The sequence below is a fragment of the Nocardia sp. NPDC004123 genome (assembly GCF_053603795.1).
In genome coordinates, this window is the sequence record NZ_JBSGGG010000024.1 from 96,665 (window position 1) to 110,950 (window position 14,286).

Annotated in this window: 9 protein-coding genes and 2 tRNA genes; 7 read left to right on the forward strand and 4 right to left on the reverse strand. The window is 67.2% G+C overall.

The window, feature by feature from the left end:
- Positions 1-108 precede the first annotated feature (108 nt).
- From ACWEQQ_RS31565 to ACWEQQ_RS31580, 4 genes are all read left to right on the forward strand, one after another.
- Positions 109-1,104, forward strand: coding sequence for an RNA polymerase subunit sigma-70 (locus ACWEQQ_RS31565; protein WP_452350808.1), 996 nt, complete (start codon positions 109-111; stop codon positions 1,102-1,104).
- 242 nt (positions 1,105-1,346) lie between these two features.
- A complete protein-coding gene (locus ACWEQQ_RS31570; RefSeq protein WP_452343581.1) occupies positions 1,347-2,588 on the forward strand; it encodes a glycosyltransferase family 4 protein in 1,242 nt (413 codons plus the stop codon).
- Positions 2,585-4,681, forward strand: a complete 2,097-nt coding sequence (locus tag ACWEQQ_RS31575; protein WP_452343582.1) for an amylo-alpha-1,6-glucosidase — start codon at positions 2,585-2,587, stop codon at positions 4,679-4,681. Before ACWEQQ_RS31570 ends, ACWEQQ_RS31575 begins: the two co-directional genes overlap by 4 nt.
- A gap of 162 nt (positions 4,682-4,843) precedes the next feature.
- The gene (locus tag ACWEQQ_RS31580) at positions 4,844-7,570 is read left to right on the forward strand and encodes an aminotransferase class I/II-fold pyridoxal phosphate-dependent enzyme (protein WP_452350809.1); all 2,727 of its coding nucleotides are present in this window, start codon (positions 4,844-4,846) and stop codon (positions 7,568-7,570) included.
- Between the two features lie 112 nt (positions 7,571-7,682).
- Here ACWEQQ_RS31580 and ACWEQQ_RS31585 read toward each other — a convergent pair whose 3' ends face one another.
- The 3 genes from ACWEQQ_RS31585 to mihF form a co-directional block, all read right to left on the reverse strand.
- Complete coding sequence (locus ACWEQQ_RS31585) at positions 7,683-9,032, reverse strand: flavin monoamine oxidase family protein (protein WP_452350857.1); 1,350 nt, start codon at positions 9,030-9,032, stop codon at positions 7,683-7,685.
- 551 nt (positions 9,033-9,583) lie between these two features.
- A tRNA-Leu gene (locus ACWEQQ_RS31590) sits at positions 9,584-9,668 on the reverse strand.
- Between the two features lie 139 nt (positions 9,669-9,807).
- Entirely contained in the window at positions 9,808-10,122 is a 315-nt protein-coding gene (gene mihF / locus ACWEQQ_RS31595) for an integration host factor, actinobacterial type (protein ID WP_354832585.1), read from the reverse strand.
- Between the two features lie 274 nt (positions 10,123-10,396).
- On the opposite strand from mihF, the gene ACWEQQ_RS31600 reads away from it, so the two are divergent.
- Entirely contained in the window at positions 10,397-11,230 is an 834-nt protein-coding gene (locus ACWEQQ_RS31600) for a tetratricopeptide repeat protein (protein ID WP_452350810.1), read from the forward strand.
- A 9-nt stretch (positions 11,231-11,239) separates the two neighbouring features.
- Here the strand turns inward: ACWEQQ_RS31600 and ACWEQQ_RS31605 are convergent, their stop codons facing one another.
- On the reverse strand, positions 11,240-13,510 hold the full coding sequence (locus ACWEQQ_RS31605) for an ATP-binding cassette domain-containing protein (RefSeq protein WP_452350811.1): 2,271 nt from the start codon (positions 13,508-13,510) through the stop codon (positions 11,240-11,242).
- A 174-nt stretch (positions 13,511-13,684) separates the two neighbouring features.
- On the opposite strand from ACWEQQ_RS31605, the gene ACWEQQ_RS31610 reads away from it, so the two are divergent.
- Both ACWEQQ_RS31610 and ACWEQQ_RS31615 read left to right on the forward strand, forming a co-directional pair.
- The gene (locus ACWEQQ_RS31610; protein ID WP_452350812.1) at positions 13,685-13,993 is read left to right on the forward strand and encodes a hypothetical protein; all 309 of its coding nucleotides are present in this window, start codon (positions 13,685-13,687) and stop codon (positions 13,991-13,993) included.
- A gap of 94 nt (positions 13,994-14,087) precedes the next feature.
- Positions 14,088-14,172, forward strand: a tRNA-Leu gene (locus tag ACWEQQ_RS31615).
- The last annotated feature ends 114 nt before the right edge of the window (positions 14,173-14,286 follow it).

Below are 14,286 nucleotides of genomic sequence, written 5' to 3' on the forward strand. Positions count from 1 at the left end.
TCCCGGTCGCAATGGGCGAGGACCCGATCAGCGGGCACACGATCCGGAAAGAGAGCAGCCCATGACAAGCAGCCATGCTGCGGCCCGGCGGCAGCCTAAACTCGCCGCATGACGGCGCACCTGGCGGAGGCGGCCGATCGGAGCCGCTTCACCGCCGAAACCGAGCGATTCCGCCGGGAACTGCTGGCGCACTGCTACCGCATGGTCGGCTCGGCCCACGACGCCGAAGACCTGGTCCAGGAGACATACCTGCGCGCCTGGCGCTCCTACGCCGCTTTCGAGGGCCGCGCTTCGATGCGGACCTGGCTGTACAAGATCGCCACCAATGTCTGCCTGTCGGCGCTCGAGCCGCGCCGCATCCGAGTCCTGCCTTCGGGCCTGGGCGGTCCCGCCGACGGGTCCGAGGAAGCGCCGAGTCGCGTTGCGCCGGGCGAGGTTTCGTGGCTCGAACCATGCCCCGGCGGCTGGATCGCCCCGGCCGCCGACGATCCGGCCGCCGCGGTGGTCGCCCGCGAGTCACTCCGCCTGGCCCTCATCGCGAGCCTCCAGCATCTCCCCGCCCGCCAGCGCGCCATTCTCATCCTGCGCGAGGTCCTGTGCTTCTCCGCCGCCGAGACCGCCGAAATCCTCGGCACCACAACCGCGGCGGTCAAGAGCGGCCTGCAGCGGGCCCGCGCTCGCCTGAACGAATTGCCCTCGGGCCCAGAGGAATTGCTCGAACCATCCGACCGCCGCGCGCGGGCACTGCTCGACGGCTACATCGCCGCCTTCGAACACGCCGATGCCGCTCTCCTGGAACAGGTGCTGCGCGCCGACGCGACACTGGAGGCGACCCCGTTCCGCGATTGGCAGGAGGGCCGGGTGAATTGCATCCGCATGCTCGACGCCTACGTGATGGGTCGGCCCGGCAACTGGCGGATGCTACCCACTACGGCCAACGGCCAGCCCGCCGCCATCGAGTACCACCGGGACACCGATGGCGTGCTCCGCGGCCACGGCATCGTGGTCCTGGCTCCGACCACCACCGGTGTCCGCGGTGTCATCTCATTCCACGACCCGGCGCTGGTCGCATTGTTCGGGTTCCCCGAGGTGCTTGCGGAGTGAGTCGGTGGAAAAGGGTTCTCGCTGAGCGCTACTGCCGAGATTCGCGAATCCCTCACGGTGCAAATACATTTCATGCTCGATGGGTGGATAGGGATACCCGTAATTCGAGCCGATAAACCATCGACATAACTTTTGAATTGCGACCGCGCAAACCGGGCAAACAACCCCTTGCCGACCAGCGTCGTTCGTGGCACCGTATACGAGGGTTTGGCTCAGTTCAACTCACGACGAGGAGTTTCGAAATGAGTAGCGAACTTACGTGCGATGCCTCACTCGAGAACGCCTTCGACTTTCTGCAGCTACAGCCCGAAAATTCCGCTGTGTTCGGCGCGGTAAATTCCCGGAAGCGGTCGCTGCATATCGTTCTCGCCGCTCCACCGTATTTCGACATCCCACCGGTCGGTTATGGCGGTATCGAGGCTGTTGTCGCCACGCTGGCCGATGAGCTGGTCGATCAGGGTCACCGCGTCACGCTGCTCGGCGCCGGCCACGCCGGTACCAAGGCCCGATTCGTCCGGGTCTGGGAGGATATCCAGTCCAAGCGGCTCGGCGAGCCGTACCCGGAGATCGTCAATGCCATGAAGACCTGGCAGATCATCGAGGCACTGCATGCCGAGGACCCGGTGGACGTCGTGCACGATCACACCTTCGCCGGCCCGGCCAACGCGGCCGCCTACCGGGGGCTCGGGATTCCCACCGTCGTCACCGTGCACGGTCCGGTCGACCCCGAGATGCACGACTACTACCAATCGCTCGATCACAGTGTGCGGCTCGTGGCGATCAGCGACCGGCAGCGCGCGCTCGCGCCGGATCTGAACTGGATCGGCCGCGTGCACAACGCGATCCGCCCCTCGGAATGGCCATTCCGCACCGAAAAGCTCGACTACGCCCTGTTCCTGGGCCGCTACGCGCCCTACAAGGGACCCCACCTGGCGCTCCGGGCCGCTCACTCCGCCGGTGTGCGGCTGGTCCTGGCGGGCAAGCTCAACGAGCCGCCCGAGCACGAGTTCTTCGACAACTACATCGAGCCGCTGCTCACCGAGAGCGACGATGTGTTCGGCGAGGCCGACGCGACCGCGAAACGCCATCTGCTCGCCGGCGCGCGCTGCCTTTTGTTCCCGATTCGGTGGGAAGAACCCTTCGGCATTGTCATGATCGAGGCCATGGTCTGTGGCACACCGGTGATCGCGCTGCGCGGCGGTGCGGTGGAAGAGGTCGTCGAACACGGCGTGACCGGATGGATCTGCGACGATCCCGACGAACTACCCGGATACATCGCCCGCGCCGATGAGATCGACCCCTACGCCTGCCGGGAGCGGGTCGAAAGGCTGTTCGCCACGGACCTGTTCGCGCAGGGCTACGAGGCGGCCTATCACCGGGCGATCGAGATGGCGGCGCAACGGACGTCGCGAACCGCCGTCCGGGTGCGGGTACCCGCGGGGACCCCGATCCTCAGCAGCCAGGCGCCAGGCGGTCGCCCGTGAGCGTATTCAATGCCGGCCCACCCGTTCTCATCGAGGGTGGCGCCGGCGTGATCACCCTCGTCGAGGCCGGAACCTTCTGCCTGTCCGACCGACTCGGGGACATTCACCCCGGCACCGCCCACGGTTTGTACTACCGGGACGCGCGCATCCTGACCCGATGGGAGCTGCGCGTGGACGGTCTTCCGCCGGAACAGCTTTCGGTGGTGGTGCGCGAACCCTTCCGGGCGCGATTCGTGGCCCGGAAGCCGCCACCGCACGGTGTCGCCGACGCGACGGTGCTGGTCCAGCGCCGTCGCGTCGTGGGTGAGGGAATGCAGGAGATCATCAGCGTGCTCAATCTCGGCGACGAGGACACCGCCCTGACGGTGGTTCTCGATGCCGAGGCGGATTTCGCGGACCTGTTCGCGGTCAAGGAGGGCCGCGCAGGCGGTGGCGGCGGCGAGTCGGCCGCCACCGAGCAGGCGCTGCGCTTCACCGACCGCAGTCAGCAGGGGCGTGGCATCATCATCACCGCCGGCGAGGACCCCGAGGTTCAGCCCGGATCGCTGACCTGGCAGGTGCTGGTCCCCGCACACGGCAGCTGGCAGACGGTGGTGCACTGCCAGCCGATCAACGACCATCGGGCCGTCCCGATGAACTTCGACGACGACGAACACAGCCCGGCGGACAAGATCCGCCGCTGGCGTGCCTCGACCACCACCCTCACCGCGAGCGGCGCCGGCCTCAACCTCATCCTGCAGCGCACCGAGACCGACCTCGGCGCGCTGCGGCTGGACGATCCCGCCGACGGCACCTCCTATGTGGCCGCCGGCGCGCCCTGGTTCATGGCCCTGTTCGGCCGCGACAGTCTGCTCACCTCGTGGATGGCGCTGCTGCTGGATTCGGACCTGGCCCTCGGAACACTGCGCCAGCTGGCGAAACTTCAAGGCACCGAGTCGAATCCGCTCACCGAGGAGGAACCCGGCCGCATCATGCACGAGCGGCGTTACGGTCCCGGCACTGATCGGGTGCTCGGCGGCACCGTCTACTACGGCACGGCCGACGCGACCCCCCTGTTCGTGATGCTGCTCGCCGAATGCCGCCGCTGGGGTATCGGCGCCGCGGCCGTACAGGAGTTGCTGCCGGCCGCCGATGCCGCGCTGGCCTGGATCGACACCGACGCCGACCTCGACGGCGACGGCTTCGTCGAGTACCGCCGCAAGACCGACCGCGGCCTCGCCAACCAGGGGTGGAAGGACAGCTGGGACGCGATCGGATTCGCCGACGGCCGCCTCGCCGACCCGCCGATCGCCCTGTGCGAGGTGCAGGGCTACGTCTACGCGGCCCGGATCGGCCGCGCCGAACTGGCCGAGGAGCTCGGCGACCACGCCCTCGCCGAGCGGCTGCGCACGCAGGCCGCCGACCTCAAAGCCCGTTTCGACGAGGCCTTCTGGATGCCGAAGAGCAGCTGCTATGCCCTGGCGCTGGACGGCTCGAAGCAGCCGGTCGATGTCGGATCGAGCAATCCCGGCCACTGCCTGTGGACCGGCATCGTGCCCGACGAACGCGCGGCCGAACTGATCGAGCGGCTGGGCGCGGCGGACCTGAACAGCGGATTCGGTTTGCGCACACTGTCTTCCACCGCCCGCCACTTCAATCCCATGGGTTATCACACCGGTTCGGTGTGGCCGCACGATACGGCCATCGCGGTGGCCGGTCTGATGCGCTACGGCCACATCCCCGGCGCACTGGACCTGAGTGTGAAACTCGCGAGCGGACTGCTCGAGGCCATCCTGGAATTCGGGGCCCGGCCGCCCGAACTGTTCTGCGGCTTCGCCCGCTCCGATTTCAGTTCCCCGGTGCCGTATCCCACCTCGTGCTCGCCGCAGGCGTGGGCGAGCGCGGCGCCCCTGCTGCTCATGCGATCGTTCCTCGGGCTGATGCCCGACGTCCCCGGGCGCACCCTCACCATCGCGCCGCGCCTGCCCGAGCGGGCGGGCATCATCCGGCTCACGGATCTCCGCCTGGGTCCGGCGACCGTATCCATCGAGGCGTGCGGCACCGACGCGAAAGTCCAGGGGCTGCCACCGGATTGGCAGCTGAACCGGAAATAGCGGCAGGCGGTGCCGGCCGATGCCGCAGCGGAAGGAAACGCTGATGACAATGCCTCCCAGCGCCTGCCCGGGCACCGGGCGTGGCGATCGGATGCGGAATGCGGTTGAGCGTCACGCCCGCCGGGCGGGGTCTGCACCCGGATCCGCCCATCGGGCGCGGTGGTGAGCACGGAGGCCGACCGCGCCGACAGCGATTCCGGGCGGGAGCTGTCGGCGTACAACAGTGTCGCGCAGTTGCGGAACGACATCTGGTGGCACATCGCCGATACCGCGCGGCGGCTGGCGGCGCTCGGCCCGGATGCGGGTACCGAGGTGGCGGAACTGGAGCGCTACCTCGCCGACACCGACCTGCTCGAGCCGTACCACAGTTACCCCGGCGGCCGGCTGGTGGCGCGGGCGCACGAGCTGGCCGGCACGGGGGCGTACGCCGAACTGACCCGGCTGGCCGAGACCATCGGCCGGGGGCTCGTCGGCGGCGCGTCGCTCGCGGCCGCGGCGAACGTCGGCGACCGGCCGCCCGGCGTGCCGGGCGAGGGGGCGGCGGCCACTGACCCCCGGCCGCACTTCGACATTCTGGTGGTCGCCGATCTGTCCGACAGCGAGGATCAGCGGCTGCGCGAAGAGATCCGAGCCATCCGCCGGCCGGAGGACGAGGCCGTCTACGACATCGTGGTCGCGCCCAGCGTCGAGGACGCGGTGGTGGCGGCCCTGGTGAATCCGGGGATCCAAGCCGTCGTCGTCCGCTCCGACTTCCGGACCCGGTCGATGCGCGATCGCTCCCTGCTGGACCGCCTCCTCTCACCGGTCCAGCTCGCGGGTTTCGACCGGCTCGACACCGCGGCCCGGGTCTCGTCGGTCGCGCGCGAATTGCGTTCCCTGCGACCGGAACTCGACCTCTACCTGGTCGACAACGCATCGATCGAACTGCTGGCCGCACAGCTCGGGCAGCACTTCGACTCGGTGTTCCTGCTGCAGGAGGATGTGCTGGATCTGCATCTGACGATCCTGCGCGGGGTGGCGCGGCGCCGGCGGACCCCGTTCTTCTCCGCGCTGACCGCCTACGCGCGAAAACCGACCGGCGTCTTCCATGCCATGCCGATCTCGCGCGGCAACTCGGTGGTGAACTCGCGGTGGATCCGGGATATGGGCGAGTTCTACGGGCTGAACATCTTCCTGGCCGAGACCTCGTCCACCGCCGGTGGTCTCGATTCGCTGCTGGAACCGCACGGCCCGATCCGGGAGGCGCAGGAACTGGCGGCGCGGGCGTTCGGGGCGCGCCGGACCTACTTCGTCACCAACGGCACCTCGACCGCCAACAAGATCGTCACCCAGGCCCTGGTGGCGCCCGGGGATGTGGTGCTGGTCGACCGCAACTGCCATAAATCGCACCACTACGCCCAGGTGCTGGCCGGGTCCCGGGTGGCCTACCTGGACAGCTACACACTCGACCGGTACTCCATGTACGGCGCGATTCCGCTGGCCGACATCAAGCGGACCCTGCTGACGTACCGCGCCGCGGGCCGTCTCGGTCAGGTGCGGATGATCTCCCTGACCAACTGCACGTTCGACGGCGTGGTCTACGACGTCGAACGGGTCATGACCGAATGCCTGGCCATCAAGCCGGATCTGGTCTTCCTCTGGGACGAGGCATGGTTCGCGTTCGCCCGATTCCATCCGGTGTACCGGCGGCGGACGGCGATGAACGTCGCGGCCACGCTCGCGCAGCGCTTCCGGACCCCGGAGTACCGGGCCGAATTCGACAGCCGCAGTGCCGAACTCGCCGGCCGCTCGGACGACGATCTGGTGCACGAACCACTGCTGCCGGACCCCGACCGCGTGCGCATTCGCGTCTACGCCACCCAGTCCACCCACAAGACGCTGACCGCGTTGCGGCAGGGGTCGATGATCCACGTGTTCGACGACGACTTCGCCGGGCGCGCCGAGGGCGCCTTCTGCGAGGCGTACATGACGCACACCTCGACCTCACCGAACTACCAGATCCTGGCGTCGCTGGACGTGGGGCGCCGGCAGGTCGAACTCGAGGGCTTCGAGCTGGTCGCGCGGCAGGTGGAGCTGGCGATGACCCTGCGCGACCGCATCGCCGAACATCCGCTGCTGTCGAAGTACTTCCGTGTGCTGGGCAGCGAGAACCTGATCCCGGACCGGTACCGGCGCAGCCGCGGCTGCCCGCTGCACGCCGGCCCGGTGGCGATGGACGAGGCTTGGCACACCGACGAATTCGTGCTCGACCCGTGCCGGCTCACCCTCGAGATCGGGGCGACCGGGATCGACGGAGACACTTTCAAACACGACCAGCTGATGGATCGCTGGGGCGTCCAGGTCAACAAGACGACCCGCAACACCGTGCTGGCCATGACGAACATCGGCACCACCAGAACATCCGTCGCGTATCTGCTGCGCGCCCTGGTGGGTATCGCGGAGGGGCTGGAGGACGAGGCGAGCCAGCGGGGCCCGGCTGCCGGGCAGGAATTCGAACGCAGCGTGCACGCGCTCACCCACGAACATCCGCCGCTGCCGAACTTCTCCCGATTCCACGACGCCTTCCGGACCGACCCCGGCGGGGCAGCGCCGGACGGGGACATGCGCACCGCGTTCTACCTGGCCTACGACGACGACCGATGCGAGTATCTGCCCGCCGACCAGGTCCGCGAACGGCTCGGCGCCGGGCAGCCGGTGGTATCGGCCACCTTCGTCACCCCGTATCCGCCGGGATTCCCGGTGCTGGTCCCCGGTCAGGAATTCAGCACGGACATCCTCGACTTCATGGACGCCCTGGACACCAAGGAGATCCACGGCCTCGACCCCGCCCGCGGGTACCGGGTGTTCACCGCCGCCGCGCTGGCGGCGGTGACAGCCGTGACGACCTAGGTGTACCGACCCGAGAGGTTGGGAACCCGGCCGGCCGGCGGGTGACCGACGAGTGCGGTATGGCCGCGGTGGCGTCCGGAATGTCCCAGTGTTCTCTCGATCGCGGCCTCGGCTATCGTCGCCGGCTCAGGCTCGCCAGTACGGCCTTCCCCGCTCGCTCACCCGACGCGGCCGCGTCGGCGAGCGACGGCAGATCGAGCTGATAATCGCCCGCGAGGTAGATCGATCCGAACGGATCCCGCAACGTCGGCAGCGAGTTCCTCCGGCCGGGCGCCCAGAACGGGACGACCCGATGGTGCTTCCGCACAACGCCGTCGCCCAGCTTCCCGTCCAGCTCGGGGAATACGGTGAGCAAGTCCTTCGTGAATCGCGACAGGATTTCCTCGTCAGGCAGGTCCAGCAATGCGTCGGCCTGAGCCCCGCCGGCGAAACAGGCCAGTGCTCCGCCTGGCTTTCGAGCGCCACCTTTGCGCATCGCCGCGGCGTGGTTGAACATCGCTTGAAACGACAACTGCGGCGTCGAGACACCGAAGAAATCGTCCCAGCGCTGCGGCCCCACTTCCTCGGTGAAGAAGCCGACCACTACGTAACGGCCGTAGGTGATGTCGTTGAAAGCGACGCGGTACCGCTGCGGGAGGTCTGGAATGATCCGCTCGGCAATGTCGCCGGGCGCGGTCACGATCGCCCGCTCGGCCCGAATCCTCGCCGGACGGTCACCATCGAGGTAGTCGACGACGACACCGTCGCCGTCCTGGCGTACCGATCGCACCACCGAGTTCAACCGGATCCGACTGCCGAGGTCTTCGGTCAGTACGTCGGTCAAGGTCTGGTTGCCACCGACCGGCAGCGAGAAGTTCGGAATTTTCTCCGGGTCGGCCAACGCGATAGCGACGGACGTGACGAACTGGGTCGCGGCCGTTTCCTCCGCCTCGCATCCCATCCATTGCGCCGACCACGACCGGACGACCTCGCCGGCCAGCTCGGAGCGGACGCCCTGGAGTAGATACGAGGCCAGCTTGGTGTCGAGCTTGGCGCGAACCCGTTGCGCGATTCGGCTCTGCGACTCCAGGAACGGCATGACGGCGAGAATGCGCGCACCGACGATGGCCATGCCGAGACGGTCCATCATCGTCATCTTCGTGCGGAACATGAGCGCGAGAGGATTCGCGGTGTCGACCAGCCCGCCATTGAGGTACAGCGCGACGCTTTTGCCTGCGAGCGAACCCATCTCGATGCCGTGCTTGTTCAGGGCATCGATCAGTGTGCCGGTGCCTTCGGTGAACTGAGTGCCGACATTGATCCAGTAGTCGCCCTTGCGGACGGTGTCGACTCGTCCGCCCGTGCGATCGGTGGACTCGAGGACAACCACATCGGTCCTCGGCGCCAGCGTGGTCGCTGCCATCAATCCCGCCATCCCGGCGCCGACGACAACTACCTCTGCGGTCTCTTCGTGCGCAGTCATATCAACTCCTGAGTCTCGATTGGTTTGACCACCCCGGTGTCGTGGTGTTTGTGAACTGCCTGCGGCGCACAACTACCCGCCACGCCCTCAACGGGCCGGTGGTCGACATATCTCCGCCGCCGTGGACGCCAACTTCGTTCCGGTGACCTCGGCGATGAATCAGGGCCCTAACCAGGCCAGTCTTTCCCGAATTCGAATCGATATCGAGTTTATGAGGCTCGTGATCGCGCTGTCAACACGTGTTCCATCTCGGCCGAAGCCACGCACGCCCGGATGACCCGAGTCCGATACGGTGATCACCGAACTCGGCAGGCGCAGTACGGAATTCGCCACTTTGTGAGAGGCGTTTCAGTTCGGGGTTCGATCGCGGTGCGGAGGCTGGACCTCGGTACCAGCGCAAGTCACCGCGATCGAGGCGAGATCCGTTGCGGAACACAGGATGAGCCGGGAGAAGATCCGGCAGATGGTCGATGTCCTCGGCGGGCTGTGGCCATGAAAAAGGGCGGTTTTGGTGGATACTGCTCCAAAACCGCCCGTAGGCCTACTGACTGTGTCCGGAGGGGGACTTGAACCCCCACGCCCTAATACGGGCACTAGCACCTCAAGCTAGCGCGTCTGCCATTCCGCCACCCGGACCGGTGGTGCTCAGCAAGGTTATCGGATCGGACCGCCTGGACCAAATCGGTCGATGTCCTGCGCGTTCACCGAGGATTCGGAGGCGGTGGGAGTGGTCGCCGCCGGGCCGGTTCTCGACCCGGCAGGCCACCCCCCGATCTCAAGCCTTCAGCGCCTCCAGCAGCGCGGCACGCTGCCGGGAACCCAGGCCGCCGATTCGGCGGTCCGCGGGGATCTCGGCCTCGTCCATCAGCTTGGCCGCCTTGACCGGGCCGATGCCCGGGAGCGCCTTGATGACCGCCGCCACCTTCGTCTTCTTGACCAGGTCCTCCTTGTCCGCGCGCTTGAGCACCTCGGCGAGGCTGACCGACCCCTTCTTGACCTGCGCGATGAGTTCCGAGCGGGCCTTACGAACCGCCGCGGCCTTCGCCAGCGCCTCGGAGCGTTGTTCGGGGGTCATGGTGGGCAGAGCCATATGTCCTTACCTTTCACTCGTTCGCTGGTACGTCGCCGACGATTCAACATGACACCGGGCCCTCCGCAAGTACGACACACCGCGTGGACGTGGCCGCCACGTCGATCGACCGGCGAAATCAGTACACCGGGCACCGGTCGGACGCCCGGAAAGATGCCGGTCATGCGACCAGGAGTTTGCTGGATCGCGGAGCTGGCAAATCCGGGACGCAACAGGTGGCATCGGTACTACGGTAGCCCCGAATATCACCGGGCACCGGCGGAAGGCGGGGCAGATGAAGGGGTCGTATTCGTACGCCGAGCCGGGCACGACCGAACCAACACTGGCGGACCGATACGACAGCGCAGACCCCGTGACCTGGAACGGCGCGCAGGTCTACCCCCTGCACTCGGAGGGTCTCGGCGGCTCCCCCACCACGGTCCGGCTGACCCTGCGCAGCGCCGCCCCACGCCCCGGCGTGCGCAGCCTGGGCATCGGACTCGCCGTGGAGGGCGGACATGTGTTGCTGGAAGGCCGCCGGCTCAGGGGGGTTGACGTCTGGAGTGATGCCATGTCGGGCGGCATCGAGCTACAGGTGTGCCCTGCCGAGACCGATGCCGCCCTCACCCTCACCCCCGTCTGGGTGGACGACACCGAGTCCACCGTCTCCTGGACGGGTAACTACGGCATCCTCATCGCCCGCGAGCCCGCCGTGACGGTCCTGCACTGCAGCACCGGCGTCGGCGCGCCCGACTTCGGCGAACTGGTCGTGGAGCTCACCATCAGCTCCACCCCGCCGCTCCCGGCCCCGCCCACCGATGCCAGCCGCTTCCAGAACGCGCTCTACGAGCTGGGCGTGGCCATGCAGAGTCGCGGCGACGAGGAGCAGGCCTGCCAACTATGGACGCAAGCAGCCGAATTCGGTCATCCGGGCGCCGCCTACGACCTCGGCGTCTTCCGTTATCGCCGGGGCGATTTCACCGAGGCCGAGCACTGGTGGCGCGCCGCCGCGACCCAGGGTGACCCCCGGGCCATGGCCGGTCTCGCCGAACTCCTCAATCGCCGCGGCAATCCCCATGAAGCCAGGGCGTGGCGGGCGGCCAGTACCGCGGACGATCGGTACCTGTGACGCTCTTCGTCAGGCGGACTTGTAGCGGCGCAGGTACTCCCCCGTCAGCGAGACCGGGTCGTTGAGCAGTTCGGCGGGAGTACCGGTGAATACGACCTCGCCGCCGTTCTTGCCGCCGTCGGGCCCGAGGTCGATGACCCAGTCCGCGTGTGCGACCACGTCCAGGTTGTGCTCGATGACCACGACCGTGTTCCCGCGCTCGACCAAGTTGTCCATGAGCGTGAGCAAGGTGTCGACATCGGACATGTGCAGGCCGGTGGTGGGTTCGTCCAGAACGTAGACCGTGCCGGTGTTCTGCAGCTGGGTCGCGAGCTTGATGCGCTGGCGTTCGCCGCCGGAGAGGGTGCTCATCGCCTGGCCCAGGCTCAGGTAGTCCAGGCCGACCTCGTTCATGGTGCGCAACTTGGCATTCAGTGTCCTCTCGGGGAAGAACTCCACGGCCGCCTCGGCGGAGAGCTCGAGGACGTCGGCAATCGACTTGCCGCGCAGGGTGAGTGCGAGGACCCGATCGGAAAACCGCCGCCCGTCACAGGATTCACAGTGGGTGGTGACCGGGTCCATGTAGGCGATCTCGGTGATGATGACGCCGCGGCCGCCGCATTCGGTGCAGGCGCCGTCGGAGTTGAAGCTGAACAGACCGGCCGATTCGCCGGTCGCCTTGGCGAACAGCTTGCGGATCGGATCCATGAGCCCGAGGTAGGTGGCGGGCGTGGACCGGGAGGACGCGGCGATGGCGGACTGGTCCACGAAGACCGATTCCGGGTAGCGCACCAGGAATTCGTCGCGGATGAGGCTGCTCTTGCCCGAGCCGGCGACACCGGTGATGGCGGTCAGGATGCCGGTCGGAATGGCGACGGTGACATCTTTCAGGTTGTGCGCGTTGGCATTCGCCACCGTCAGTACGCCCGTCGCGGACCGGAAGTTCTCCTTGACCCGGAAGGCGCGGCGCAATCCCGCGCCGGTGGGGGTATCGGCCTGCCGCAACTCGGCGAAACTGCCGGTGAAGACGACCTCGCCGCCGTGGACGCCCGCGCGCGGACCGACATCCACGATGTGGTCGGCGATCTGGATGACATCCGGATCGTGCTCGACGACCAGCACGGTATTGCCCTTGTCCCGCAGCGCCTCCAGCATGTGGTTGAGCCGCCCGACATCGCGCGGGTGCAGGCCGACGCTGGGTTCGTCGAAGATGTAGGTCATCCCGACCAGCGTGCTGCCCAGGTGCTTGATCATCTTCAGGCGCTGGCCCTCACCGCCGGACAGGGTCGAGGTGGCGCGGTCCAGGCTCAGGTAGCCCAGCCCGATGCCGGCAACGCGTTCGAGCGCGACCCGGGTGGCCGCCGCCAGCGGGACGGCGGCCGGGTCGTCGATCTCGCCGAGGACCTCGATGAGATCGGTGATCTGCAGCCGCGCCCAGTCGGCGATATTGCGTCCATGGATGGCGGTGGCCAAGGCCTTCGGATTCAGTCGCGCCCCGTCGCAGGCCGGGCAGACGCCCTCGCTGAGGAAGCGCTGGATCTGCTCGCGGGTCTTCTCCGACAGCCCCGAGGTGTCGCGCTTGAGCCGGGTGCGGGTGAATTTGTCGACCAGGCCTTCGTAATTGGCTTTCCACGTGCCTTTCGCGAAAGACAATTCCACTCTGCCGCCGGTGCCGTGTAGCAGATCGTGCCATTCCGCGTCGTCGTAGTCGGCGAGTTTCTTGTCCGGGTCGAATCGGCCGGAGTTGGCATACAGCTGCCAATCGCCGCTGCCGACGGTGTAGCCCGGCACCAGTAGTGCGCCCTCGTTGAGCGATTTGGTGCGGTCCACGAGTTTGCCCGGGTCGGCGGTGATGGCCACACCGAGTCCGTCGCACTCGGTGCACATGCCCTGCGGGGTGTTGAAGGAGTAGTCGTAGACCAATCCCGTGGACGGAGAACCGAAGCGCGCGAACAGGGCTCGGATCAGGGCGTAGATGTCGGTCATGGTGCCGACCGTGGACCGCGGCCCGCCACCGACCGCCTTCTGATCGATGATGACCGGCGCGGTGAGGTTCTCGATGGCCTCGGCGTGCGGGCGTTCGTAGCGCGGCAGGAAGTTCAGGACGAAGGCCGGGAAGGTGGCGTAGAGCTGCCGCTGGGATTCGATGGCGATGGTGTCGAAAACAATGGAGGACTTGCCGGATCCGGAGACTCCGGTGAACACGGTGATCTTGTTCTTGGGAATGTCGATGGAGACGTTGCGCAGATTGTGCTCGCGGGCGCCGAGGATCCGAATTGTTTCGGTGGAGGCCAGGGACATGTCCCCACCATGCCAGGTCGACCCCCCTCGATGTGCGGGGAAATGTGATGCAAATCACAGCGATTCGGATCGAATCTCCGGGTCCGACCCCGATTGCCGAACGGTCGCACCCATCTACAGTGGCGGTCGATCGCGCGGCCGATACCGCCGCGCACGACCGACGAGGAACGCATGATGAACACCGCGCGATGGACGGCCGTGGCGGCCGCCGCACTGGCCGTAGCCCTGCTCTCGGGCTGCTCGGATGTCGAGAAGGCTCTCAACAAGGGCGGCGACACCAAGTGCAGCGACTACCTTGCCCAGAACGCGGACACCCAGCGCGTCACCATCACCAAGTTCATCAAGCAGCAGACCGGCAACGACCACGAGCCCGCCGGCACCCAGGTCGACCTGTCCATGGCCGCCGTCCAGGGCCTCTGTCAGGTCCAGGCCAACAAGGACACCCCCATCAAGAACGCCAACCTGGCAGGCATCCTCCGCTAGTCCCCAAACCTCCCCCCGCGCACCTCATTTCGCCTGGCCCAGCCCCGATTTCCGTTTCCGCCAGCCTCTCCGCTAATCTTGTGCAGCATCACCGGTCCGGGTGGCGGAATGGCAGACGCGCTAGCTTGAGGTGCTAGTGCCCGTATTAGGGCGTGGGGGTTCAAGTCCCCCTCCGGACACAACGAGAGAGCGAGTTCCCAGACTTGACAAGGGAACTCGCTCTTCCTCATTCGTCGACCATTTGTTGATGTCGTCTGTTCACCGCCAACCGCGAGCCGCGACTCACGATGGCG